The organism is Halomonas sp. SL18_1, from assembly GCF_055755715.1.
In genome coordinates this window covers 1,944,512-1,967,213 of the sequence record NZ_JBVTRK010000001.1, presented here as the reverse complement: position 1 = coordinate 1,967,213, position 22,702 = coordinate 1,944,512, and the positions used below count along the sequence as shown (strand labels likewise).

Genomic DNA, 22,702 nt, shown 5'->3' with positions numbered 1-22,702 from the left:
GTTGCCCGAGGGCAGACGCCTTAGTCGTTCATGGTCTGTTCGACGATCTGCTGGATCTCGGCGACCAGGTCCTCGCCGATGCGCGGCGCCCACTCCTCGTAGACCGGCTGCACGGCCTCCTGGAAGGCGGCGATCTGGTCGTCGTCGAGGCGGGTGATCTGCATGCCGCGCGCTTCGAGCTGATCGCGGGACCAGTCGTCATACTCGGTGGCCAGCTGGATCTCGTACTCGGCGGCCTGGCGGGCGGCTTCCTGAATCAGCGCCTGATACTCCTCGTCGAGGCGGTTCCAGGTGCGCTCGGAGATCATCTTGATGAACGGCGTGTAGACGTGGCGGGTTTCGGAGCCGTAGTCCTGCACCTCATAAAAGTTGGAGGTGAGGATGGTGCTCCAGGGGTTTTCCTGGCCGTCGACCACGCCCTGCTCCATGGCCGAGAACAGCTCGCCGAAGGCCATCGGCGTGGGGTTGGCCCCGAGGGTCTCCCAGATCGACAGGTGCACCGGGTTCTCCATGGTGCGCACCGACAGGCCGCGCACGTCGAGGCCGGCCACGTCCTCCGGCGTGGCGACCGGCCGCGCGCTGTTGGAGAGCTGGCGGAAGCCGTTCTCGGAGAACGCCAGGGCCTTGATGCCGGTGCCTTCGAAGCCGTCGAGCATCGCCTGGGCGACCTCGCTGTTGAGCACGGCGATGGCCGCCTCGCGGGTCGGCAGCAGGAACGGCAGGTCGAACACCGCCAGCTCGCTGACATAGGTGGTGGCCGGCGAGCTCGACGGATAGGTCATGTCCAGCGAGCCGGTCTGCAGCATCTCCATCATCTGCACGTCGTCGCCCAGCTGGCTGTTGGGGAAGATGTTGACGCTGATGCGCCCTTCGCTGCGCTGGTCGAGGATATCGGCGAAGTACTGGGTCGAAAGGTACTGCGGCGAGGTCTCGGCCAGGCCGATCCCCATGCGCAGGGTGATGCTGCCGTGATCGCCGACCGTGTCGCCTTCGATGGCGGGAGGCGCAGAGAGGTCGGGGGTCTGGGCGTAAGCGAGGCTGACAGAGAGGGTGGCCGCGCCGGCCAGCGTGAGCGTGGTACGCCAGATTGGGGTCATGGCGGTATCTCCATTGCAGATTATCGTTGTTGATGCGGGAGTCGGTGCCGCTTGGACCGAAAGTTCGACTCGAGGCATCGGATGACCCGGGATTGTTACCGGTAACATTCGATGATAGAAGCGTAGAAGGGTGGCCGCGGAGTGTCAACGCGTCTCGCGCCGGCCACGCCTAGACCTTAGTCGCAATACCGAAGAAAAACGACTCTTCGCACTTTAGCGTGAACATGTTTGGCGGGCTTTATGGGGGAGGCCGGCTCTGCCGGCGGTTCGACGCTTCGACGAAGGCGCCGCAGGCGCCCCTTGGGTAGCGCTGCGCGCTACTTCGCGAGCTGAAGCTCCCTCCCACAAAGCCAGTTCACGCCAGTCTACGATGAACCAGAAAATCTGCACCGATGGGGGTGCCGCGTGACCTCACTCCTCCGGCTAATCGAGCACTTCGACGCTCTCCAGCGTCAGCTGGCGCCCCTCCGCGGGGGCATACTGGAACTCGCCCACCACTCGCACCCGCTCGCCCAGATGCGGGGCGATCTCCTCATGGGAAAGATCTCGACGCGGTTGAGATCGGCGTCTTCGATCCAATAGTGCAGCGGCTCGTCGAAATGGCGCACTTCTCCCTGGGTAGCGACCACGGCCCCGTCATGGCTCGCCGGGTCGGACGCGAGCACCGCCAGGGTCACTTCCCGGGGCGCGTCGTCGCCACCGCAAGCCGTCAGGGCGGTGAAGAGCCCTGCCAGCCATAGGGACCTGGCACGAGCCGGCCGAATCGATGATGAGGGTATGCCCATGGTGGCCTCCGATTGGCGTTGGGTATCGACGCCCGAGCCGGCCAGCAACCCGGCCCGCGGCCGAGCCGGGCTCGGTCGCGGGCGCCGCCTCAGGGCAGGATCAGGGTCATGCCGGGCCAGACGTGATCCGGGCTCTCGAGCACATGCTCATTGGCCGCGTGAATCTCCGTCCAGCGGTTGGCATTGCCATAGTAGCGTCCGGCGATTCTTGCCAGGGACTCTCCCGGATTGACGCGGTAGAGGGTACCGCCCTGGACGCGACTGACCAGGCGCTGGTCGTGCTCCAGCTCCTCGGCCAGCTGCTCCAGGTCGGCCTGCTGGGCCGCGCTGCCGCCGCCGGCGCGGCGCAGTTCCCGCTCGGCAGAACGCATCGCCTGGGCCGTCAGCCGCGCCGATGCCTGGGCCGACTCGAGTTCCAGGGTGCCCCCCTCTTCCGGCGGCAACCGACTGCGCAGCGCTGACAGCTCGGCGTGGTGTTCGCGGTACTGGATATCGCGATCCCGCTGAGCCTCCTGCAGGGCCTGCTCCAGCTCGGCCACCCGCACCGAGAGGGCATTGACCTCCTCGCTGGCGCCCGCCTCGTCGTTGAGGGCGTCGCGGGCCTCCTCCGCCATGTCGGTCGCCTCGCTCGCCTGCTCGCGCGCCTCGGCCAGCTCGGCTTCCAGGGCGTCGAGCTGCCCGCGCAGCGCCTCCATCTCGCCCGCTTTCTCCTGCAGGCGGCTGTTGGCTGCCTCCAGCTCGCTTTGCAGCGACTCCTGCTCGGCCTGCAGCGCCTGGTCGTCCTGCTCGGCCAGCGCCGGCGTGCCAAGGGCGGCGACCAGTAGCCCCGCGGCGAATAGCCCGGGCAGCGGCAGCCGGCGTTTGGCCACTGGGGAAGCGGCGAGAACAGCTTCGGTCATAGTCGTGTCTCCCTGCGAATGCGTTTGGCCCGCCGCACCGTGCAGAAGGCCCATCGAAACCTGAGTCGCGGGTATGAAACCAGTTCATCCCGCCCCCTGAGTATGGACAGCCCGACGCCAGCTTTCTTGCCTTGGCTTCAACGCTGTAGCGAAACGACCCGGTTCCGGCCGGAAAGCCGCCTCACATTAAGATTCACAGCGCCTCTTCGCCGGCGTGCCTTCAGGTCGCCCCCGAGCGATGCAGGCAATCTGCGATAACCTCGCCCCGAGGATGGCATCCTGGCGCCGGGGACGGCATCATGGGGCCCCGATTTCCTCATCCATTCACCGTCCAAGAGGCCCCGTCCAGCCCCATGAGATTTCTGATTCGCTACTTCTTCCGCGGCGTTCGCCTAGTGCTCACTCCCGTGATGCTGACCGCCGAGAAGCTCTCCACGCCCAACCAGGACGTCGAACGCAGCGCCGACCAGCAGGCGCAGGTCGACGAGCAGTGCCGTTCGCTGGCGCTCTACCAGTTCCGCGCCTGCCCCTTCTGCATCAAGGTGCGCAAGGAGATGGCACGCCTGGGCCTGAACATCGAGCTGCGCGACGCCCGCGACGACGCCGAGCATCGCCAGGCGCTGGAGGCCGGCGGCGGGCGCGTCAAGGTCCCCTGCCTGCGGATCACCCACGCCGATGGCAGCGACGAGTGGCTCTACGAGTCCGACGAGATCATCGCCTGGCTGCAGCGTCGCTTCGATACCGCCGCCAGTCAGCCGGCCTGATCCTCTAGGCTGGCCAACAGCCGGTTGGCCAGCGCATACGCCTCCTCGCGGGCCAGAAACGGCAGGCTCACCCGGCCGTTGGCCAGATTAAGCCGCAGCGTTGCCACCCCGTGTCGGCGCTGCAGCCAGCTCTGCTGCACGCTCGCCGAGACCAGGCTGTGCAGGGGGAACAGGCTAGTGCGCTGGCCCCATAGCCCCTGGCGGACCCGCAGGTAGCCCCCTTCCCGGGCCCAGCCCAGTGCCAGCCAGCGCAGCTGCGCCAGCCCGGCCGCCAGGGGCAGCAGCAGCATGGCGAGCAGCCCCCAGATAAGCGGCGACAGACTGGCCGGCCCCGCCAGCCCGCCAAGCACCAGCAGCGCCGCGAAAAGTCCCAGCAGGATGCGCCAGAACATCACCCGCCGATAGAGAGGCGTGACCCGTGCCAGGGGCTGGCGCATCGCCAGGCCGGGCCAGAGCACGGCGCTCAGCGCCCGCCCCTGGGCCACGCTGAGTCCCGGCACCAGGAAGCGGCGCGACTCGGCAACGCTGCCCCCGCCCAGCGCCCCGAACTGATGGCAAACCAGATAGCCGCGACCCAGCAGGCGACCCAGGCCGGTCTGCACCCACTCCACCACCTGCAGGCGCGACAGCGTCAGCACCTGCTCCTGGCGATGGAAGAGCCCGCTGACCTGAACCTGTCGGTCGCCGTCATCGCGCAGCACATAGCCGTGAAAGCGCCACCAGGCGGCCAGCACCGAGAGCAGTGCCAGCACGACGATCACCGTCAGCAGCCCCAACGCCGCCGCCAGGGGCGCCGAGGCCGGCAGCCAGGCACGCAGCTCGAGATGCGGCAGGTGATCATGGAGCCAGCGCTCCAGCGGCTGCACCAGCGGCGAGAGCATCGCCGCGATCACATACACCGAGCGGCTGGTCAGGCCGTGCAGCACCAGCGCCCCGGCCGTGAGAGCGAAACGTACCCGCGGTGGCGCCGACGCCTCCGGCTCCTCCGGCGCCGGCGATGCTTCGGGGGTGTCGCCGGCGCCGCGCAGCCGCCGCCCCAACGCCTCGGCGATGTCACGGCGGATCCCCGGCAGCTCGATGCGTGAGGCTTCTCCTGCCAGGGTTTCCACCTGCCACTGCACCACACCGAAGGGGCGCATGTAGAGGGGCTGATGCACGGCGATATGCTGCACATGGGAAGCCGACACCTTGAATTCGCGGTGCTCGAAGAGCCCCTTCTGGATAACCAGCACGTCGCCCTCGAGGCGGAAGCGAAAGCGCCGGTAGTAGAGCAGGCTCAGCAGCACCGCCACCGCCAGCAGCAGACCGCCGCCCAGCAGCAGCTCGCGAACGCCGATCCGCTCCACCAGCGCCAGGCCAGCACCGGCTCCCAGCAGCAGCGGCAGGTGCTGGCGAATCAGCGACAGCCCGGAGGTCACCAGCAGCAGTCCCACCGCCCAGGGCGACAGCCGCTGCCACCGCGCCAGCCGCGCTGCGGCGTTCTCGGTTCCGGGGCGGCTCACGGCCCCTCCGGCGGCGAGGGCGGCGCCCCTTCCAGCCGCGACAGCAGGTGCTGCTTCACCCCCTCGGCTCGGGACGCCGGCAGCCCTTCGAGCAGCAGGTCCGCGCCGCGCCCGCCGGCCGTAAAACAAGCGAGTCGGACCAGCCCGAAGGCCCGCTCGACGGGGTTGCTGAGCGTTTCGACGTGCTGCAGGCGTACCAGTGGCAGCACCTGGGTACGCCGCACCAACAGGCCACGCCGATAGATCAGATCATGCTCGCGCACGCCGTAGGCGCGACGCCGCGCCTCGATCCAGCTCATCCCCACCGCGATCAGGCCGAACAGTGCTACGGCGCCGGCCGCCAGCAGCTGCCAGCGGTCTGCGGCCTCGTGCTGCACCGGGAAGATCAGCACCAGCACCGTGACCAGCATCCAGCGACCCAGCAGCAGCAGCGCCTGACAGGGTGCCAGGCGCGGCGAAACCGGCGTCAGCGGGGCCTGCTCGAGAGCCGGCAGCGAATCGGGGTCGAGAGGATCGTTGGTGAACGGCACGGCGGCTCCTGAATTCCAAGGGACATGGCGCACCCGCAAGCGAGAAAAGCGCAGGCGCGATGTTGCTGCACGGGCGCTATGCTGTAGGGAGTGGAACCGCAACAATCCGAAGGGAGGCACGGTAATCGGTCAATTGTCGGCCCTGGCGGCCGAAGGAGAAAGTACCATGGCCATCCCGATGACCATCCGGGAATACCTCAGAGCCTGCGATATCGACTATGAGGAGGTCAAACATCCGCGCGAGGTCAGCACCAGTCGGCTCGCCCAGGTGGCCCACGTCAGCGGCGAGCAACTGGCCAAGGCAGTGATGCTGCATGCCGACTCGGGCTGTCGCCTGGCGGTGCTGCCCAGCAGCTGCGACGCTGACCTCGAGGCGCTGTCGCAGCTGTTCAACGAGCGGGTCGAGCTCGCCTCCGAGGCCGAGATCATGAGCCGCTTCAGCGACTGCGATCCGGGCGCCACCACCCCGGTGGGCCAGGCCTACGGGCTACAGGTCTATGTCGACGACATGCTGCGCCATCAGCCGGACATCTATTTCGACGCCGGCGATCACGAGACCCTGCTGCATATGAGCGGCAGCGAATTCAACCGGCTGATGAGCAACAGCCCCCACGGGCACTTCAGTCGCCACCACTGAGCCGCCCTGCCCCAGCAGGGTATCCGGCTCCCCCAGGGCCGCGGCCGCTCACCGCGGCCCCGCTTGATTCCCCCGCCGCTTGCCTTGGCGGGGCCTGGCGCCTACACCTTGAGCATGGACAGCTCTCCCTCCCCCACCGGCCCATCCCTGGGTGCGCTTGCCATGCTGCGCTTCCTGGGCCTGGTCATGCTCGGCGCTCTCATCGGCGCCGTGGCGGCGCTGCTGGCGGTGGGTTTCGTGGCCGCCGTGCTATGGCTCAATGACCTACTGATGATCTCGCCGCGCAGCCGGATGATGGTCGAATCCCCCGGACTGCTGATCGCCACCACCCTCGCCGTGCCCGCCCTGGGGGACTGGTGGTGGGAGTGCTGCACCGCGGCATTCCCGAAGGACGCCCCCATACGCCCGCCGATGTGATCGCCGCCGTACAGACCCGTCGGGGCCGCCTGCCGGCCCGGGCCGGTGGCCTCTCGGCGGTGAGCGCCGTGGTCTCGCTGGGCGCGGGCGCCTCGGTGGGACAGTACGGTCCGCTGGTGCATCTGGGCGCCACCCTGGGCTCCCAGGTGGCGCAGCTGTTGCGGCTGGGGCGCTCCGACGACAACGTCACCATCGCCTGCGGGGTGGCCGCCGCTATCGCCACCGCCTTCAATGCACCACTGGCGGGAATCCTTTTCGCCCACGAAGTGGTGCTGCGCCACTACGCGCTGCGCGCCTTCGCCCCGGTGGCCGCCGCGGCCCTGGTCGGCCATGTGATCGCCACCGGCGTGCTCGAGCGGGGCGCCCTCTTCCATGTCGCCGACCCCACCCTGCCGGCCCCCTGGGAATTCGCGGTCTTTCTGGCCATCGGCGGCGTCGGTGCCATGCTGGCCGGCGCCTACATGACCGCCATCCTCGGGGTCGGACGGCTGGCACGCAGCCTGCCGCTGCCTCCCCTGCTGCGCCCGGCGCTCGCCGGGGCGCTGCTGGGACTGGTCGCCCTGTGGGTGCCCGATATCCTCGGCATGGGGCAGGAGACCCTACGCTTTGCCACGCTCTTCGGCGCCTACGGCTTCGGCGAGCTGATCGTGGTGCTGCTGCTCAAGCTGGCGGCCACCGCGCTGTGTCTAGGGATGGGCTTCAGCGGCGGGGTCTTCAGTCCCGCTCTGGTGATCGGCACCCTGTTCGGTGCCCTGTGCGGCACCCTGGTGAGTCAGTTGACCGGCGCTCCCCTGGAAACCTTCGTGTTCTATGCGGTGTGCGGCATGGTGGCCGTGACCGCCCCGGTTATCGGCGCGCCCTTGACCAGCCTGCTGATCGTCTTCGAGCTCACCGGCAGCTACGCCCTTACCACCGCGGCGCTGGCCAGCGTGACGCTGGCCAGCCCCATCGCCGCTCAGCTGTTCGGCCGCTCGCTGTTCGATATCCAGCTTCGGCAGCGGGGGCTGGACCTCTCGGGCGGCCGTGGCGAAGCGCTGCTCCGCGATAGCCCGGTATGCGACCACCTGACCCGGGAGTGCGTCATCCTGAGCCCGACGATGCCGGTCATCGAGGCGATAGGCGCCCTCAGTCGCGCCGACCACGCCGAGGGACACCTGGTCGACCCGCGGGGCCGCTACCTGGGCTGTATGACCCTGGCCGAGCTGGAAACGGCCCGCGAGCGTGGGGACGGCCATGAGGCGCTCGGCCGCCTGCCGCTTCGACCGCGCCCAACGCTGAGACCCGACGCCTCGCTGTGGGACGCCATGGCGCTGCTCCAGGAGGTTACCGGCGAGGCCATCGCAGTGGTCGATGGCGCCGATGGCGAGCGCTTCCAGGGTGTGGTCTACGAGGCGAGCATCACCCGCGCCTACCTGAGGCGCAGCGACGAGATGAGGCGAGAAGAGCATGAGAACCGCTGATCTGCGCGGCCTGGCCATCGGCTGCCTGCTGCTGGCGACGCCGGCCCTGGGGGAATCGGACTCGGCGACCCTGACCGTGCTGAGCTGGGGCGGCGCGTACGAACGCGCTCAGCGCACGGTGCTCTTCGACCCCTTCGCCGAGGCCAGCGGCATCGCCGTGGAGGCGGCGCGCTACGACGGCGGGCTCGACATGCTGCGCGATGCCGTGACCAGCGGCGAGGTGCCCTGGGACCTGATCGACATGACCCGCAGCGAGGCGATGGCGGCTTGCGACGAGGGGCTTTTGGAGCCGCTCTCGCCCACGCTGCTGGCCCCTGCCCCGGACGGCACTCCGCCCGCGCAAGACTTCCTGCCGGAAGCCCTGGGCCGCTGCGCCATCACCCACACGATCTTCGCCACCGTGGTGGCCTATCGACGCGACGCCTTTCCCGCCCGGCGCCCCACGCGGATCGCCGACCTTTTCGACCAGCAGCGCTTTCCCGGCCCGCGCGCCCTGCAGCGCACCCCCGCGGCCAACCTGGAGTGGGCGCTGCTCTCCTATCGCGTCCCCCGTCAGGAGCTCTACGAGCTGCTGAGCACCCAGCGCGGCCTGCGCCTCGCCCTGGAGCGGCTGGATGGCCTGGACGACATACGCTGGTGGGAAGGCGGCGAGGAGTCGCCGCGCCTGCTCGCCGAGGGCGAGGTAGTGATGGCCTCGGGCTACAACGGCCGCTTCTTCGACGCCATGCTGCGCGAGCAGGCGCCCATCGAGATCCTCTGGGACGGCCAGGTGCAGGAGCACGAGACCTGGGTGATTCCACGGGGCAGTCGCCATCCCGAGGCCGCCCGCGACTTCATCCGCTTCGCCACCACCACCGAGCGGCTAGCCGAGTTTGCTCGCCATATTCCCTACGGGCCGGCACGCCGTTCGGCGGCACTGCAGGTCACCACGCATCCGGAAAGCGGCATGGACATGCGCCTGCACATCCCCACCCATCCGCTCAATGCCGAAGGGGCGATTCTCAAGGACGAGACCTGGTATGCCCGCACTCGGGAACGCATCGAAGCCTACTTCGAGGCCTGGCGGGAAGGTCGCTGACCCTGGCGTCCGTCACGCTTCCTCTTCCCGAGGCCGATAGGCGTGACGCAGGTTGCGCTGCACCGGCTCCGGCGCCGGCTCGTAGTGGCTGAACTGCAGAGTGTAGCTGCCAGCCCCGCCGGTCAAGGCGTTGAGCCGGCTGGGGTAGTCGGCGACTTCAGCCACCGGCGCCAGGACCTGAATGCTGACCTGGTCGCCCAGGGTCCGGGTGTCCTGGATGCGCCCGCGACTAGCCGCGAGGTCCGCGGTGAGGTCGCCCATGGCGCTGCTCGGCCCCTCCACCACCAGTTCGGCCATGGGTTCGAGCACGATGGGCGAGGCCTTGCGCACGGCATCCAGAAAGGCCTTGCGGCCGGCAATGACGAAGGCGATCTCCTTGGAGTCCACCGGGTGGGTCTTGCCATCGTGAACGATGACCCGGACGTCCTGCAGTGGATAGCCGGCCACTGCACCGCTGGCCATGGCCTGGCGCACCCCCTTCTCTACTGCCGGCAGCAGCACGGCGGGAATCACCCCGCCGCGGATGGTGTCGGTGAACTCGAAGCCAGCACCCCGAGGCAGCGGCTCGACGCGCAGGAAAACCTCGCCGAACTGCCCAGCCCCGCCGCTCTGCTTCTTGTGGCGGCAGTGCCCCTCCGCCGCCGCGGTCACCGTCTCCCGGTAGGCGATCGATGGGGTACTGGTCTCGACCTCCACGTGGAAGCGCTGACGCAGCCGCTCCAGGGCCATGCGCAGGTGCAGTTCACCCAGCCCGCGCAGCACCGTCTCCTGGGTCGCGGCGTCCTGCTCGACCCGCAGGCCGGGGTCCTCCTCGACCATGCGAACCAGCGCTTCGGAGAGCTTCTGCTCGTCGCCGTGACGGGTCGCCTGGATCGCCAGGCCGAAGACCGGCGCGGGCAGCTCGACCGGCCGCAGGCGAATATGGTCCTCGTCATGGGAGTCGTGCAGCACGCTGTCGACGGTCACCTCCTCGACCTTGGAGAGCGCGCAGATTTCGCCGGGGCCACAGCGCTCGACGTCGAGGTGCTGGTCGCCCTGCAGGCGGAACAGGGTGCCGACGCGAAAGGGTTTGCGCGCCTCGCCGATGAACAGGCGGGTGTCCCGGGTCACGGTGCCCTGGTGAACCCGAAACACCGCCACCTTGCCGCGGTAGGGATCGTGCTCGATCTTTACCACATGGGCCAGCACGTGGGCCTCGGGGTCGGGACGGGCCCGGTACTCGTGGGTCCCCGCCTCATCCTGGCGCAGGAATGGCGGCGGGTTACCTTCCAGCGGATTGGGCATCAGCCGCGCAAAGACCGACAGCAGCTCGGCAATACCGGCCCCGGTGGTCGCCGAGGTGAAGCAGACCGGAACCAGGTGGCCCTGGCGCAGCGCCGCCTCGAAGGGGGCGTGGAGCTGGTCGGGATCGAGCGCCTCTCCCTGCTCCAGGTAGAGGGCCATGAGCGCCTCGTCCAGCTCGACCACCTGGTCGACCAGCTGCTCGTGGGCCTCGGCGACAGAGGCGAAATCGGCGTCGCCGTCGGGGGCGAAGAAGCAATCCACGACCCGCCGAGCGCCGTCGGCGGGCAGATTGAGGGCCAGGCACTGGGGCCCGATGGTGTCGCGCAGCGTGCCCAGCAGCGCCTCGAGCCCGGCAGGGTCGACGTCGATCTGGTTGACGATGATCAGTCGGCACAGCCCGCGCTGCTCGGCCCACTGCAGCAGGCGCCGGGCCATGGCATCCAGGCCGTCGGCAGCGCTGATCACCACCGCCACGGTCTCCACCGCCGGTAGCACCGACAGCGCCGCCCCCTGGAAGTCGGCGTAGCCGGGCGTGTCGATCAGGTCGATCCAGGCGTCTTCCCACTCCAGCCCCAATATCGCCGCGCTCACCGAGTGCTGCAGCCCCTTCTCCAGCGGCGAGGCATCGCTCGCGGTGGTGCCCTTGTCGACGCGGCCGGGACTGGCCAGCTCGCCGGCGGCGGCCAGCAGCGCCTCGGCCAGGGTGGTCTTGCCGGTGCCGGGGCCGCCGGCCAGGGCGATGTTGCGAATACGCTCAGGGACTCGTGCGACCATGGGGGCCTCCACCAGGCTGTCGGCAACTTGCCTAAAGCGTAGCAGGACATTGCATCCCCGAGCTCCTCAGCGGTGCAGCCAGCAGGCCGAGAGGTGGCGTTCGCGGGGGCGAAGTCGGGCGGGTCGTCGCGGTCGCACAGCCCAGCCATGGCGTGGGGGCAGCGCGGATGGAAACGACAGCCCCGGGGGGCTGGATCAGGCTCGGCGGCTCGCCCGCCGGCACCTCGCGCAGCCGACGGGCGTTGGCCGCATCGGGGTCGGCGATGGCGGCCAGCAGCGCCTGGGTATAGGGGTGCTGAGGGTGGTCGAGCAGCTCCTCTACCGAGGCGCTCTCTACCACCTGGCCGGCGTACATCACGAAGATGCGCTCGGCGAAGTGGCGCACCGTGGAGAGGTCATGGGTGATGAAGGCCAGGGTCAGCTCGCGCCGCGCCTGAATGGCGCGCAGCAAGTTGAGGATCTCGACCCGCACCGAGGCGTCGAGCATCGAGACCGGCTCGTCGGCGATGACCATCGAAGGGGCCAGGATCAGCGCCCTGGCGATCACCACCCGCTGCTGCTGGCCGCCGCTGAGCATGTGCGGAAACTTGGTGAGGTACTCCTCGGCCGGGGAGAGTCGCACCTCCTCGAGCACCGCACGGGTGCGCCGCTCGCGCTCCTGGCGGTCCTTGATCCCATGCACGATCAGCGGCTCGGCGAGGATACGACGCACATCGAGAAAGGGCGGCAGCGCGCCGTAGGGATCCTGTTGCACATAGCCCACCTCGGCCCGGTAGGCCTTGAGCTCGGCGGGGCTGAGCGACTGCATATCGCGCCCGGCGAAGCGCACCTCGCCGCGGGTGGGGCGATGCAGCCCGAGCAGGGTGCGGGCCAGAGAGCTCTTGCCGCAGCCGCTCTCGCCGACGAAGGCCACCGCCTCGCCGCGAGCCAGCGTGAAGGTGACCCCGTCCACCGCATGCACGGCGCCGACACGCATGAATCCCCACTGGCGCAGCTCGAAAAAGGTCTGCAGGTCGCTCACCTCGAGCAGCGGCGCCGAGGCGTCGGCGTGAGCTTGTGAGATCGCCATCATGCCCCTCCTCCGGCCTGAGTGTCGTCATGCAGCCAGCAGCGCACCCGGTGGCGCTCGGCCAGGCGAATCGCCCTGGGGTCGCGGGCGCAGGCCGCGAAGCGGTGCGGGCAGCGCTCGGCGAAGCGACAGCCCCCGGGGGGCGCGAACAGGCTGGGCGGCTGGCCGGGAATCGCCTGGGGTCGGCTGCGCTGACGCAGCTTCGGCACGCTGGCCATCAGCATCTGGGAATAGGGGTGGGCGGGGTCGGAGAAGAAGCGCTCGGCATCGCTGACCTCGACCAGCTGCCCGGCGTACATCAGCGCCACTCGGTCGGCCAGCTCGCTGGAGGTGGCCACGTCGTGGGTGATCAGGATGAAGCTGGTACCCAGCTCGCGCTTGACGCGCTTCAGGGCGTTCATGATGCTCGCTTGGGTCAGCACATCCAGGGCCGAGGTGGGCTCGTCGAGGATCACCAGCTCCGGCTCGGCCACCAGCGCCATGGCCAGCACCGCCCGCTGGCGCATGCCGCCGGAGAGTTCGAAGGGGTAGCGGGTCATGAAGTCCGTGGAGATGCCCACCAGGGCGAACACCTCGGCGGCCCGCGCCAGGGCACGGCGCCGCGGCCAGCGGCGCAGCACCCGCAGCGGCTCGGCGACCTGCTCGCCCACCTTGACCACCGGGTTCAAGGCGTTCATCGAGGCCTGCATCACCAGCGCCATGCGCGACCACTGCACCTCGCGGCGAAAGCGCTCGTCGGTGAGCGTCGACAGCTCGGTGTCGCCCAGGGTCACCCGCCCGCCCTGATGATGGACGTTGCGCGGCAGCACCCGCATCAGGGTCTTGGCCAGCGAACTCTTGCCGCAGCCGGACTCGCCCAGCACCACCAGCGCCTCGTTGCGCCTGAGCTCGAAGTCGATCCCGTCCACGGCGTGCACTACCCCCTGTCGGGTCTGATAGTGGAGCCGCAGGTCGTCCACACGCAGCAGGGTCGCCTCGCCCATCACAGACTCCTCAGTCGCGGATTGAAGACCCGATCCAGGGCGAAGCCCAGCATGGCGAAGCCCAGGCCAGTGAGCATCAGCAGCACCGCCGGCGATACCACCCAGTAGTAGTAGCCGTTGTAGAGCGCGCTCTGGGACTGGGCGTCGTTGAGCACCTTGCCCAGGTGGGCAGCACCGGGTCGCCGAGCCCCAGCACCGCCAGCGACGCCTCCAGGAACACGAAGGTGGGGATCAGGGTGACGAAGGTGGGGATCAGCACCGGCAGGATGCGCGGGATCATGTAGCGCATCACGATGCGCAGGTTGCCGGCGCCGTAGGCCCGGGCGGCCTCGATATAAGGCGCCTCGCGAATCGGCAGCAGCATCGCCCGGTACATCTTGATCCCGGCGCTGAAGATTCCCAGCACCACCACCACGCCGAGCATCAGCCAGATACTGGTGGAGTAGAGGGTGCCGACCATCACCAGAATCGGCAGCAGCGGCAGGATCATGTTGACCTCAGTGAGCCGCTGAATCACCGCGTCCACCCAGCCGCGGTACCAGACGCCCACGGCGGCGATCACCAGGGTGGTCACGGTGGTGCCCACCGCCGCCAGCAGGCCGAAGGCCAAGGCTACCGGGGTGCCCCACATCAGCGCCAGGCTAAGGTCGCGGCGCTGGTGGTCGGTGCCGGCGATGCCGTGGACGCGGCCGTAGAGCGCCAGCTCGGCCTCGATGCCGGCCGTCTCATCGAACACCACGGTGTCGAGCAGCAGCCGGTGGCGGCCAGGCAAGACCTCGGGCTCGCCCTCCGCCGCGGGGTCGGCCAGCAGGCCGATATGCGGTACCAGCCCACCCAGGCGCCGCTCCAGGGCGCGATCCTGGGAGAGCGAGATACGATCCTGCCGGCCGATACGGTGCCCGCCCAGCGCGATCTCGCGGCCGTCGGGAGTCTGCCACACCAGCCGCGCGAAGGGCCGCTGGGCGTGGTCTTCGGCGCGCAGGAAGAGGTTCAGCTCGCTGGGAAAGCCGGCATAGGCGTAGTCCACCTCCAGGGGAATGCGCAGACGTCGCCCGCCCTCGAAGGGGATCTCCTCCACGTCGGCACCTTCGCTGTCAACGATCAGGGTGCGTGCCTCGCGGCCCCCGGTGAGCCGGTCAAGCCACACCGGCGAGGCGTTCACGGGATGCAGCTGCCAGGGCTCGCCGCCGCGCCACTCCTCCAGGGCCTGGGAGTAGGGAATGGCGATCACCGTGTAGAGCGACAGCCCCACCAGGACCGCAATGATCGCCATGCCCACCAGCGCCGAGGGGTAGCGACGCAGCTCTGCCCAGCGCTCTCGCCAGCGTTCACCGATCATCGCCGCCCTCCTTCGATGCGCACCCGCGGGTCGAGCAGCGCGTAGAGAATGTCCAGCAGGAACACCGTGACCGCCAGCAGATAGGCGAAGATCACGACTCCGCCGATGATCACCGGGGTGTCGCGATGACCGATCGCCTGGAACAGCAGCGAACCCAGCCCCGGCCAGTTGAACACCTGCTCGAGGATGATCGCCCCGCTCCACAGGCCGATCAGCATCAGCAGGAAGCTGGTGATGATCGGCGACAGGGTCGGGCGCAGGATGTAGCGCCGCTCGATCAGGTTCGACGGCAGCCCCTTGGCGCGCGCCATCTCCACGTAGTCTTCGCTGGAGTGGATCAGGAAGAAGGTGCGCCAGGAGTAGATGGAGATGAAGATCGACGACAGGAACATCGCCACCAGCGGCAGCAGCATGTGGCGCAGCACGCTGGCGGCGTACTCCCCGCGCCCCTCCGGCGGCGGGGCAGTGACCATGCCGCCCGCCGGCAGCACCGGCACCACGAAGGCAAACAGCAGGATCAGGAAGATGCCGTAGAACCACCCCGGTGCCGCCGAGGTGGGTGCCAGGGCGATCACACTGCGATCCAAGGCGCTGCCGTAGCGTCGGGACAGGTACAGGGCGGCAAAAACCGAGACGAAGAACACCAGCAGGTTGGCGCTGCCGAACAGCAGCAGCGTGGCCGGCAGTCGTTCGACGATGATGTCGTAGACCTCACGGGAGCCGCGGTCGCTGTGCATCTGCTCGGCGCGCCCCAGGTCGAGGCGCATGGCCCGCTGCAGGTAGTCGACGCTGCGCACCACGAAGGGCTGGTCGAGCCGCAGCCGCTCCACCTCCAGGGCCACCTGACGCTCGATCAGCTCGTTGCGCTCCTGCGCTGGGAGGTCCTGGAAGGCAGGGTCGGCGCGCACCGCTTCAGCGGCCTGGCTGCGGATCTGCACCAGGCGCAGCTCATCGACCTGGCCGCCCATATTGGCGATGACGATGGTCAGGTAGACCCCCACCAGCACGGTGAGCAGCAGCGCCACCAGGCGCTTGCCGGCAAACAGCAGCAGGTGGCGCAGGTCGCGCAGCAGGCCGCGACGCGGCGGCGGCGCCATGGGCGAATCGTTCATCGCGCCTCCTCCAGGCCGCCGGGCGGCACCGTGGCAAACACATGGGAGACGAAGGCCGGCAGCGCCACGCGCCGGCTGGTGACGGCAAGCTCCAGGCTGTTGGCGCCCACCCCCAACGCCGCCAGGGCTTCCGGCGACAGCCGTATGCGCCACTGGCCGTCGCCCAGCGCCTGGGCTTCGCCGCGCCGGGCCAGCTCGCCGCGCCCGTCGAACAGCAGGTACTGCACCTGCTGGATCGCCTCTTGCGGGTAGGGCTCTCCTTCGAAGGTCACCGCCAGCTGGAATTCGGCACCTTCCAGCCCCTCCCCTCCGCCAGCGGCCAGGGGGCCGTTACCCGCCGGCCCCACCGCCACGCGACCGCTCTCCACGACCATGGGACCCTCCAGCGCCAGCTCCGGCACCATGGGAGTGGTGAAGCCGAGCCACTTGTCGGCCGGGTCCGGGAACTCTTCGAAGCGGCGCATCACCACGCTGCCTTCCACCGGGTGCACGGAGTGCAGCTGGAAAGGGCCGTTGCCGATCCAGAAATGGCCACGCTCGGCGTGCCAGTCGATGAGCGACTGGTAGCGTTCGGCGATCGCCTCCTCATCGAGCCACTTGGCCAGCACCTCGGGATAGAGACGCGTGCCGCGCTGGCGTGCCTCCCTCAGATGGCGCTCGAGAATCGGCAGGCTTGGGCCGGCCACCAGGCTCATCCAGTCCACCCGCAGACGATCGGCCTTATTGGAGGAGAACGCCAGCTCGCCGCTGGCCTCGGCGAGTATGCCCAGCGTCAGGGTATGCCAGGGGGTCGGCACCGGCGCCCTGGCGGCGACAATGGTCTCGGCATCGGGATAGATCTGGTCGCTGTAGATCTCGATCACCAGCGGGTCCTCGGCGACGATGCGCCAGCCGCGGAAATGGCGCTGGAAGGCCTCGAACACCGGCAGGTGGGCGATATCGAACAGCGGGCTCTGCTCGTCGGCGCGCTCGAAGGTGAGGATCCAGGGCAGCACGAAGTCGGCCGGTGAGAGGTGTGAGCCGTCGTGCCAGCGCTGTTCGAAGAGGCTCGGGTCATAGGTCACCCGGACCCGGGTTCGCGCCGTGATACCGTCCGGGTGCTTGTCGCCGACGGTCATGAAACGGCCGGCGTCACCGTCCCAGTCGATCCAGGCCTCCTCGGGGACCTCAATGACCTCGGCGCTCTCCACGCTCAGCCAGTCCAGGGTGCGCTCCACCGGCACGTCCTGCTGCACGGTGACCTCGGCCGCCGCCAAGCGCTGGGGCAGATCGAGGCCGGTGAAGGGGTCGGGCATCACCACCGGGTCCTGGGTGGCGCGCGTCAGCATGGTGTCGAAGACCCAGTTGCTGCCCGCCACCGGATTCCAGGGTTCGGTAAGGATACCCGGGGTGCCCAACACCATCTCACCGCCTACCCGGTCGGTATAGCGCAATGTGTAGGGCCATAGCGCCGAGCCGGAGAGCCCCCGGCCAGATCCACCGCGACCGCGACATTGGCGGCCCGTGCCGAGGCGTTGAGCTGATCCACCAGCCAGATGCGCACCGAATCCTCCATGGCCAGCTCCAGGGCCCGCGCCATCATCGCCTGGCGCTCCTCCCAGGTCGCATAGTCGCGGCGCTGCAGGCGGTCGGCCAGCTCGTCGAATTCCGGCACCGGCTCATAGGCCTGCCACAGCGGTTCGGCCCGGCCTCGGGGGGTGTAGTAGAAATTGAACCCCTCGGCCTGGTCGCGCTGAATGACGATGGTGATCCAGCTACCGGTATAGAGATGCCAGTGACCGGCGCGGGGATCGCTGGCGATCCACAGCCGGGACGCCTCCTCGGCGGTGCGGTAGCGCCGCTCGACCGCAAAGCCGATATCCTCCATCAGGTTGGCGATGTAGTCGCCGATTCGCCGGCGCTCGTCCTCGGTGCGGATCAGCGCCCTGAGTTGCACCGGCTCCCCCTGGTAGCGCCACTGCCCCTGCTCGAAGCGGGCACCTAGCGACTCCATCTCCCGGTGAATCACCTCGATGGCGGCATCCGGGTCGTGGGCATAGCGCAGCTCCAGCTCGCGGGCCACGTCGGCCAGGCGGGCGTAGTCGGGAAAGGCGGTGGAGAGCGGCAGGTAGCGCGGCACCGCCAGCCCCCGTAGATCTCCTCGGCGATATGGCGGCGATTGATCAGGCGATTGAGGGCCTCGCGGACGGCTGGCACATGGAAGGGATTGAGGCTGCCATCGGCCAGCTCCGGCCCGGCAGGGTTGAGGGTCAGCTCGCTGGAGGTACCGTAGGAGAGGTCGTAGTCGGCATACAGGGAGTCCCGCAGGCGGTTGAACACCGTGGGGCTGGAGATGCCCTGGGTGAAGAGCTGATGGCTGCCCGCCTCGATCAGCCCGGTGACTCGGCCCACCTCCGCCTCGCGGGTGAACACCAGCTGGTCCACGATGGCCCCGCGGCGGCCCTCGAGCTGGGCCGCGCCGACGGTGTCGCTGGCCTCGCCCGCAACGGGCGGCTGACGCGCCGGCGTAGTGAACGCCGGGCGCAGTGCCACCGCCAGCACCGCCACCAAGAGCAGCAGACTGGCCGCGAGTACGACTCCCCTCATAGTTCCACCACTGCAGTGTGCCTCGGCAGGGTCACTGACCCGTAGGATTGGGTAATCCGTTTTGACACCCTAGGCAAGATGACCGCTTCGGGAATAGTGGCCGATTCAACGCTTGGGGCCCTTGCACTAGGCGGGTGACATCGCACAATCCCCCTCGCGCCCCACCCACCCAGGAGCCGACAGTATGGAAGCGAATCAGGCATCGACGGCACCGTGCGTGCTGGTCACCGGCTGCTCCAGCGGGATCGGCCACGCCGCGGCCCATGCCCTGAGCCAGCGCGGCTGGCGCGTCTTCGCCACCGTCCGCCGCGAGCAGGATGTGGCCAGGCTGCAGGACGAAGGCCTGGAGGCGCTGCCCCTGGATCTGGCCTGCAGCGAATCGATCACCGAGGCCGTGGAAAGCGTGCTGGAGCGAACCGACGGGCGCCTAGACGCTCTGTTCAACAACGGCGCCTACGGCCAGCCTGGCGCGGTGGAGGACCTCTCCCGCGCGGTGCTGCGCGCCCAGTTGGAAACCAACCTGCTCGGCACCCATGAGCTTACCTGCCGGGTACTGCCCACCATGCGCCGCCAGGGCCATGGGCGAATCGTGCAGAACAGCTCGGTGCTGGGCTTCGCCGCCCTGCCCTACCGCGGCGCCTATGTCTGCTCCAAGTTCGCCCTGGAGGGGCTCACCGATACCCTGCGCCAGGAGCTTGCCGGCACCGGCATCCACGTCAGCCTGATCGAGCCAGGGCCTATCACCAGCCGCTTCCGAGAGAACGCCCACCGTGCCTTCCGTGCCCATATCGATGCCGAGCATAGCGCCCACGCCGAGACCTACCGGGCGGTGGAAAAGCGCCTCGGCGGCAGCGACGCCGGCGGCGCCTTCACCCTGGGCCCCGAGGCGGTGGTCAAGCCGCTGACCCACGCCCTGGAGAGCCGCCGCCCCCGGGCGCGCTACTATGTCACCCTGCCCACCCACCTGTTCGGCACCCTCAAGCGCCTGCTCAGCACCCGGGCGCTGGACCGGGTGCTGCTGCGGGCCACCCGCGACGAGCGACAGCCCTGAGCCCGGAGAGACAAGGCTCTGTCCGAAAAGTCGGCGAGCGCAGCCAGGTTTCGGGCAGAGCCTAGATGGCGTTGCGCAGCCCCAGCTCATAGGGGTGGGGGTCGAGATAGGTCTGCTCGCGGATATAGTCCGAGCCGTGGCGCCTCAGGTAGTGGTTGAGCAGGCGGATCGGCACCGCCAGGGCCACGTGGCCCAGGCGATACTCCTCGATGGCCGCCAGCAGGTCCCGGCGGGTCTCGCCGTCCAGGGCTGCCTTGAGATAGCCGAACACGTGCATCAGGGCATTGGTGTGGGTCTTGCGGGTGGCGGGCCGCCCCAGGGCCGCCATGAAGCGCTGCAGATAGTGGGCCAGCACCTCGTCCAGGGGCCGCCTGCTGGCCTCGGCGAGATAGCGGCCCAGCTCGCGGTAGCTCTCCACATGATGGGCCATCAGCAGGTACTTCTGGCGGCTGTGGAACTGCAGCAGGGCGTGGTAGCTCGGCGCCGGCGCGACCCGGCGCTTCCAGTCATCCAGGGCGTAGACGCGAGTGATGAAATTCTCGCGCAGTACGGCATCGTTCATGCGCGCCTCCTCCTCCAGCGGCAGCGCCGGGAAGTGGCAGCGCAGTTCGCGGACGAAGGCGCCGGAATCGGCGTGGCTGGGCATGCCGTTGTGATGATAGACCTTGACCCGCTCCAGGCCACAGCTCGGCGAGCCCTTCATCAGGATGAAGCCGCGCAGATGGCGATGGCGCTCGATAAAGGCGCGGCTGACCTCGGCGAGCTTGTCGGTGACATCGAGGCTGGGGTCCACGGTGCCCCGCACCCGCGGGGTCTCGCCGAGCGCTCCCACCAGGCGGATCGGCTCCCTCGGCACCCCCAGCCCGGCCTCGAGTTCGGGACAGAAGGGCTCGAAGGCGAAGCGCTCGCCAAGCACTTCCAGGCAATAGCGCGAACGCTTGTGACCGCCGTTGTAGCGCACCGGCTCCCCCATCAGGCAGGCGCTGATGCCCACCGGGATGCCCTGGGACGACGCCTGTTGCTCTGCCATTGATCCGCTTCCTCCTGTCGTCGCGTCGGCTCTCATCGCGCCGCCTATCCCGGGCGCGCCTGCCGCCATTGTGGCATAGCCTGGCGCCATGGCCAGAGCCGGCCAGGCCAGGTGGGCCGTCGGCCTGCGGGGCACCAGTATCCTGGCAACTCGGTCGACTAGGCTTGGGGAGACGGGTGTCCTGCCTTCACGAGGAGTTCAACGACGATGTTCAAGTCCGTACTGGTGATCGGCCATTTTCGTGGCATTCGCTTCGAGGTGCATATCAGCTGGCTGATTATCTTTGCCTTGCTGGTGGTGAGCATGAGCACCGGCTTACAACAGCACCATCCCGACTGGTCGATGACGACCGCCGTGGGCACGGCGGTCGTCACCTCGCTGGTCTTCTTCGCCTCCATCGTGGCCCACGAGCTCGGCCATAGCCTGGTGGCGATTGGCCGCGGCGTGCCGGTTCGCGCCATCACGCTGTTTGTCTTTGGTGGCGTTGCGCAGATGAACCGAGACCCCGATCGCGCCAATGACGAGTTCTGGATCGCCATCGCCGGGCCGGTGGTGAGCTTCGCCCTGGCGCTCGCCTTCGGACTGTTGGCCCAGCTGACCGCCGACTGGTATGAGCCAATCCCGGTGGCCCTGGGCTGGTTGGCGCTGATCAACCTGGTGGTGGCGATCTTCAACCTGATACCGGGATTCCCCCTGGACGGAGGGCGCGTGCTGCGCGCCCTGGTATGGAAAGTCACCGGCGATGCGCGCAAGGGCAACATGACCGCCCGGGTCAGCGGTCGGCTAGTGGCCTACGGCCTGTTCGGGATGGCACTGTGGAACATCCTGGTATTCGGCAACCTGGTGGGCGGGCTCTGGATCATGCTGATCGCCTGGTTCCTGCTCACCATGACACAGGCCCAGAGTCGCATGTTCGATATGCGGGAGCGGCTCGCAGGGGTCGTGGCTCGCGATCTGGCCGAGGCGAACGTGCCCAGCATTGAGGCCAACTGCCGCCTCGACGACTGGGTCTACCATCACGCCCTGCCCGCCGGACGGCGTGCCGCCATGGTCGGCGATCCCCAGCGAGTAGAGGGGCTGATCAGCCTGAGCGATACGCGCAAGATTCCCCGTGAGCAGTGGCCCGTGACACCGGTAAGCGCCGTGATGACACCCCTGGATACCCTCTACCATGTCGCCCCCGACACCCCGGCCGATGCGATCTTGCAGCAGATGAACGCGCACGGCCTCAACCAGGTACCGGTCATGGAGGGCCGCCGCGTCAGCGGCTGGATCGACCGCCAGCGGCTGCTGCGCACCATCGAGCTCTATCTGGAGGTCGAGCGATAAGGGGGCTGCCCTACCGCCGGGCCAGCGTCTCCACGGCTTGGGCCAGGGCCAGCGTGACCCGCGCCATGCTGTCATAGTCCAGGGTGTCCCAGGTATCGCCCGGGCCATGATAGTGGGGATTACGGAAGTTGGCGGTGTCGGTAAGCATCAGCGCCGGGTAGCCCATTTCCCAGAAGGCCCAGTGATCGGAGCGACGGATATCCCGGATCAGCTCCGGCGCCGCCAGCCCTTCCGAGGGGATCTCGGCATGCTCCCGGAAGGCGCCGGTGGCCTCGCGTACCAGCCGCCGCGAGGCCAGGTTGCCGACGAAGGCCACGAAGTTGCCCGTGCTGGGGTAGACGAGGTCGAGCAGCGGCGGATGCGACTGGCTGTCCGGCGCCTCGGTGAAATAACCCAGCATCTCCAGGGCAATCATGCCGACGATATCCTCGCCCCGCGCTCGCGCCTCACGGGCGTAGCGCAGGCTGCCCATGGCGTCGCTGCCGAAGAAGGGCGCCTCCTCGTTGACAAAGGCGACCAGGTGCACGCTGCGTTCGAGCTCGGCGTCGCGTAGCAGCCGCGCCAGCTCGAGCAGCACCGCCACCCCCGAGGCATTGTCGTCGGCGCCGGGGCTGCCGCGCACGGTGTCGTAGTGGGCGCCGATCACCAGCACTTCGTCGGCCCGATCACGGCCCGGTAGCCGAACCTCGAGATTGTAGAAGGTCTCCTCCCCGGTAGGCACGGCATGGCGGTGTGGCGCATGCCCGGCGCCACGCAGGGCATCTTCGATGGCATCGGCGGCCGCATGCAGCGCCTCGGGGCGCCAGTAGTGGCGCTCACCGATCTCGTCGGAGAGCGTGCGCACATGGCCGAACAGCCGCTCCCGGACGGCCTCGCCCTGGGTATCCAGCGGCGGGGGCGTACCGCGAAAGGTGCTGCCCGGCATCTGAAACATCAGCCAGTACCCCCACCCAAGGCCAGCACGACCAGCAGCAGT

22 protein-coding genes are annotated in these 22,702 nt (G+C 68.8%); 7 read left to right on the top strand and 15 right to left on the bottom strand.

Annotated features, from left to right (window positions below; all coding sequences use genetic code 11):
- Nucleotides 1–20: 20 nt before the first annotated feature.
- From ACSJDS_RS09880 to ACSJDS_RS09870, 3 genes are all read right to left on the bottom strand, one after another.
- Nucleotides 21–1,097, bottom strand: a complete 1,077-nt coding sequence (locus ACSJDS_RS09880; RefSeq protein WP_473033118.1) for a TRAP transporter substrate-binding protein — start codon at nt 1,095–1,097, stop codon at nt 21–23.
- 452 nt (nt 1,098–1,549) lie between these two features.
- On the bottom strand, nt 1,550–1,882 hold the full coding sequence (locus ACSJDS_RS09875; protein WP_473033116.1) for a hypothetical protein: 333 nt from the start codon (nt 1,880–1,882) through the stop codon (nt 1,550–1,552).
- An 89-nt stretch (nt 1,883–1,971) separates the two neighbouring features.
- Nucleotides 1,972–2,781 (bottom strand): LysM peptidoglycan-binding domain-containing protein, encoded by an 810-nt coding sequence (locus tag ACSJDS_RS09870; RefSeq protein ID WP_473033115.1) that lies wholly within the window; start codon nt 2,779–2,781, stop codon nt 1,972–1,974.
- Between the two features lie 353 nt (nt 2,782–3,134).
- On the opposite strand from ACSJDS_RS09870, the gene ACSJDS_RS09865 reads away from it, so the two are divergent.
- Entirely contained in the window at nt 3,135–3,545 is a 411-nt protein-coding gene (locus tag ACSJDS_RS09865) for a glutaredoxin family protein (protein ID WP_473033114.1), read from the top strand.
- Here the strand turns inward: ACSJDS_RS09865 and ACSJDS_RS09860 are convergent.
- Nucleotides 3,533–5,047, bottom strand: a complete 1,515-nt coding sequence (locus ACSJDS_RS09860) for a PH domain-containing protein (protein WP_473033113.1) — start codon at nt 5,045–5,047, stop codon at nt 3,533–3,535. The genes ACSJDS_RS09865 and ACSJDS_RS09860 overlap by 13 nt on opposite strands.
- Nucleotides 5,044–5,577: a PH domain-containing protein gene (locus tag ACSJDS_RS09855; protein WP_473033112.1), complete on the bottom strand. Its 534-nt coding sequence runs from the start codon at nt 5,575–5,577 to the stop codon at nt 5,044–5,046. Before ACSJDS_RS09855 ends, ACSJDS_RS09860 begins: the two co-directional genes overlap by 4 nt.
- A gap of 166 nt (nt 5,578–5,743) precedes the next feature.
- Here ACSJDS_RS09855 and ACSJDS_RS09850 point away from each other — a divergent pair, with 166 nt between their 5' ends.
- From ACSJDS_RS09850 to ACSJDS_RS09835, 4 genes are all read left to right on the top strand, one after another.
- The gene (locus ACSJDS_RS09850) at nt 5,744–6,214 is read left to right on the top strand and encodes an aminoacyl-tRNA deacylase (RefSeq protein ID WP_473033111.1); all 471 of its coding nucleotides are present in this window, start codon (nt 5,744–5,746) and stop codon (nt 6,212–6,214) included.
- A gap of 162 nt (nt 6,215–6,376) precedes the next feature.
- Nucleotides 6,377–6,631: a hypothetical protein gene (locus ACSJDS_RS09845; RefSeq protein ID WP_473033110.1), complete on the top strand. Its 255-nt coding sequence runs from the start codon at nt 6,377–6,379 to the stop codon at nt 6,629–6,631.
- Nucleotides 6,574–8,091, top strand: coding sequence for a chloride channel protein (locus ACSJDS_RS09840; RefSeq protein ID WP_473033109.1), 1,518 nt, complete (start codon nt 6,574–6,576; stop codon nt 8,089–8,091). Before ACSJDS_RS09845 ends, ACSJDS_RS09840 begins: the two co-directional genes overlap by 58 nt.
- Nucleotides 8,078–9,169, top strand: coding sequence for an extracellular solute-binding protein (locus tag ACSJDS_RS09835; protein WP_473033108.1), 1,092 nt, complete (start codon nt 8,078–8,080; stop codon nt 9,167–9,169). Before ACSJDS_RS09840 ends, ACSJDS_RS09835 begins: the two co-directional genes overlap by 14 nt.
- A gap of 12 nt (nt 9,170–9,181) precedes the next feature.
- Here ACSJDS_RS09835 and fusA read toward each other — a convergent pair whose 3' ends face one another.
- The 8 genes from fusA to ACSJDS_RS09795 form a co-directional block, all read right to left on the bottom strand.
- The gene (gene fusA, locus ACSJDS_RS09830; RefSeq protein ID WP_473033107.1) at nt 9,182–11,227 is read right to left on the bottom strand and encodes an elongation factor G; all 2,046 of its coding nucleotides are present in this window, start codon (nt 11,225–11,227) and stop codon (nt 9,182–9,184) included.
- 31 nt (nt 11,228–11,258) lie between these two features.
- A complete protein-coding gene (locus ACSJDS_RS09825; protein WP_473033106.1) occupies nt 11,259–12,296 on the bottom strand; it encodes an ABC transporter ATP-binding protein in 1,038 nt (345 codons plus the stop codon).
- Nucleotides 12,296–13,279 (bottom strand): ABC transporter ATP-binding protein, encoded by a 984-nt coding sequence (locus ACSJDS_RS09820; protein ID WP_473033105.1) that lies wholly within the window; start codon nt 13,277–13,279, stop codon nt 12,296–12,298. The genes ACSJDS_RS09825 and ACSJDS_RS09820 overlap by 1 nt, the downstream gene beginning before the upstream one ends.
- Nucleotides 13,280–13,355: 76 nt before the next feature.
- Nucleotides 13,356–14,618: an ABC transporter permease gene (locus tag ACSJDS_RS09815; RefSeq protein WP_473033103.1), complete on the bottom strand. Its 1,263-nt coding sequence runs from the start codon at nt 14,616–14,618 to the stop codon at nt 13,356–13,358.
- The gene (locus tag ACSJDS_RS09810) at nt 14,615–15,730 is read right to left on the bottom strand and encodes an ABC transporter permease (protein WP_473033102.1); all 1,116 of its coding nucleotides are present in this window, start codon (nt 15,728–15,730) and stop codon (nt 14,615–14,617) included. Before ACSJDS_RS09810 ends, ACSJDS_RS09815 begins: the two co-directional genes overlap by 4 nt.
- Nucleotides 15,727–17,133 (bottom strand): hypothetical protein, encoded by a 1,407-nt coding sequence (locus ACSJDS_RS09805; protein WP_473033101.1) that lies wholly within the window; start codon nt 17,131–17,133, stop codon nt 15,727–15,729. The genes ACSJDS_RS09810 and ACSJDS_RS09805 overlap by 4 nt, the downstream gene beginning before the upstream one ends.
- 8 nt (nt 17,134–17,141) lie before the next feature.
- Nucleotides 17,142–17,849: a hypothetical protein gene (locus ACSJDS_RS09800; RefSeq protein WP_473033100.1), complete on the bottom strand. Its 708-nt coding sequence runs from the start codon at nt 17,847–17,849 to the stop codon at nt 17,142–17,144.
- A complete protein-coding gene (locus tag ACSJDS_RS09795) occupies nt 17,735–18,316 on the bottom strand; it encodes a hypothetical protein (RefSeq protein WP_473033099.1) in 582 nt (193 codons plus the stop codon). The genes ACSJDS_RS09800 and ACSJDS_RS09795 overlap by 115 nt, the downstream gene beginning before the upstream one ends.
- Nucleotides 18,317–18,500: 184 nt before the next feature.
- Here ACSJDS_RS09795 and ACSJDS_RS09790 point away from each other — a divergent pair, with 184 nt between their 5' ends.
- Nucleotides 18,501–19,367, top strand: a complete 867-nt coding sequence (locus tag ACSJDS_RS09790; protein WP_473033097.1) for an SDR family oxidoreductase — start codon at nt 18,501–18,503, stop codon at nt 19,365–19,367.
- A gap of 61 nt (nt 19,368–19,428) precedes the next feature.
- On the opposite strand, the gene ACSJDS_RS09785 is transcribed toward ACSJDS_RS09790, so the two are convergent.
- Nucleotides 19,429–20,397, bottom strand: a complete 969-nt coding sequence (locus ACSJDS_RS09785) for a YbgA family protein (protein WP_473033096.1) — start codon at nt 20,395–20,397, stop codon at nt 19,429–19,431.
- A 207-nt stretch (nt 20,398–20,604) separates the two neighbouring features.
- Here ACSJDS_RS09785 and ACSJDS_RS09780 point away from each other — a divergent pair, with 207 nt between their 5' ends.
- Nucleotides 20,605–21,726, top strand: a complete 1,122-nt coding sequence (locus tag ACSJDS_RS09780; protein WP_473033095.1) for a site-2 protease family protein — start codon at nt 20,605–20,607, stop codon at nt 21,724–21,726.
- Nucleotides 21,727–21,736: 10 nt separating this feature from the next.
- On the opposite strand, the gene ACSJDS_RS09775 is transcribed toward ACSJDS_RS09780, so the two are convergent.
- Nucleotides 21,737–22,660: a M20/M25/M40 family metallo-hydrolase gene (locus tag ACSJDS_RS09775; protein WP_473033093.1), complete on the bottom strand. Its 924-nt coding sequence runs from the start codon at nt 22,658–22,660 to the stop codon at nt 21,737–21,739.
- Between the last annotated feature and the right edge of the window lie 42 nt (nt 22,661–22,702).

What these genes read in the sequence shown, in the direction of transcription:
- ACSJDS_RS09880 (WP_473033118.1), bottom strand. Translation starts at nt 1,097, where the DNA reads ATGACCCCAATCTGGCGTACCACGCTCACGCTGGCCGGCGCGGCCACC.
- ACSJDS_RS09875 (WP_473033116.1), bottom strand. Translation starts at nt 1,882, where the DNA reads ATGGGCATACCCTCATCATCGATTCGGCCGGCTCGTGCCAGGTCCCTA.
- ACSJDS_RS09870 (WP_473033115.1), bottom strand. Translation starts at nt 2,781, where the DNA reads ATGACCGAAGCTGTTCTCGCCGCTTCCCCAGTGGCCAAACGCCGGCTG.
- ACSJDS_RS09865 (WP_473033114.1), top strand. Translation starts at nt 3,135, where the DNA reads ATGAGATTTCTGATTCGCTACTTCTTCCGCGGCGTTCGCCTAGTGCTC.
- ACSJDS_RS09850 (WP_473033111.1), top strand. Translation starts at nt 5,744, where the DNA reads ATGGCCATCCCGATGACCATCCGGGAATACCTCAGAGCCTGCGATATC.
- ACSJDS_RS09845 (WP_473033110.1), top strand. Translation starts at nt 6,377, where the DNA reads ATGCTGCGCTTCCTGGGCCTGGTCATGCTCGGCGCTCTCATCGGCGCC.
- ACSJDS_RS09835 (WP_473033108.1), top strand. Translation starts at nt 8,078, where the DNA reads ATGAGAACCGCTGATCTGCGCGGCCTGGCCATCGGCTGCCTGCTGCTG.
- fusA (WP_473033107.1), bottom strand. Translation starts at nt 11,227, where the DNA reads ATGGTCGCACGAGTCCCTGAGCGTATTCGCAACATCGCCCTGGCCGGC.
- ACSJDS_RS09825 (WP_473033106.1), bottom strand. Translation starts at nt 12,296, where the DNA reads ATGGCGATCTCACAAGCTCACGCCGACGCCTCGGCGCCGCTGCTCGAG.
- ACSJDS_RS09820 (WP_473033105.1), bottom strand. Translation starts at nt 13,279, where the DNA reads ATGGGCGAGGCGACCCTGCTGCGTGTGGACGACCTGCGGCTCCACTAT.
- ACSJDS_RS09815 (WP_473033103.1), bottom strand. Translation starts at nt 14,618, where the DNA reads ATGATCGGTGAACGCTGGCGAGAGCGCTGGGCAGAGCTGCGTCGCTAC.
- ACSJDS_RS09810 (WP_473033102.1), bottom strand. Translation starts at nt 15,730, where the DNA reads ATGAACGATTCGCCCATGGCGCCGCCGCCGCGTCGCGGCCTGCTGCGC.
- ACSJDS_RS09805 (WP_473033101.1), bottom strand. Translation starts at nt 17,133, where the DNA reads ATGGTGTTGGGCACCCCGGGTATCCTTACCGAACCCTGGAATCCGGTG.
- ACSJDS_RS09795 (WP_473033099.1), bottom strand. Translation starts at nt 18,316, where the DNA reads ATGAGGGGAGTCGTACTCGCGGCCAGTCTGCTGCTCTTGGTGGCGGTG.
- ACSJDS_RS09790 (WP_473033097.1), top strand. Translation starts at nt 18,501, where the DNA reads ATGGAAGCGAATCAGGCATCGACGGCACCGTGCGTGCTGGTCACCGGC.
- ACSJDS_RS09785 (WP_473033096.1), bottom strand. Translation starts at nt 20,397, where the DNA reads ATGGCAGAGCAACAGGCGTCGTCCCAGGGCATCCCGGTGGGCATCAGC.
- ACSJDS_RS09780 (WP_473033095.1), top strand. Translation starts at nt 20,605, where the DNA reads ATGTTCAAGTCCGTACTGGTGATCGGCCATTTTCGTGGCATTCGCTTC.
- ACSJDS_RS09775 (WP_473033093.1), bottom strand. Translation starts at nt 22,660, where the DNA reads ATGTTTCAGATGCCGGGCAGCACCTTTCGCGGTACGCCCCCGCCGCTG.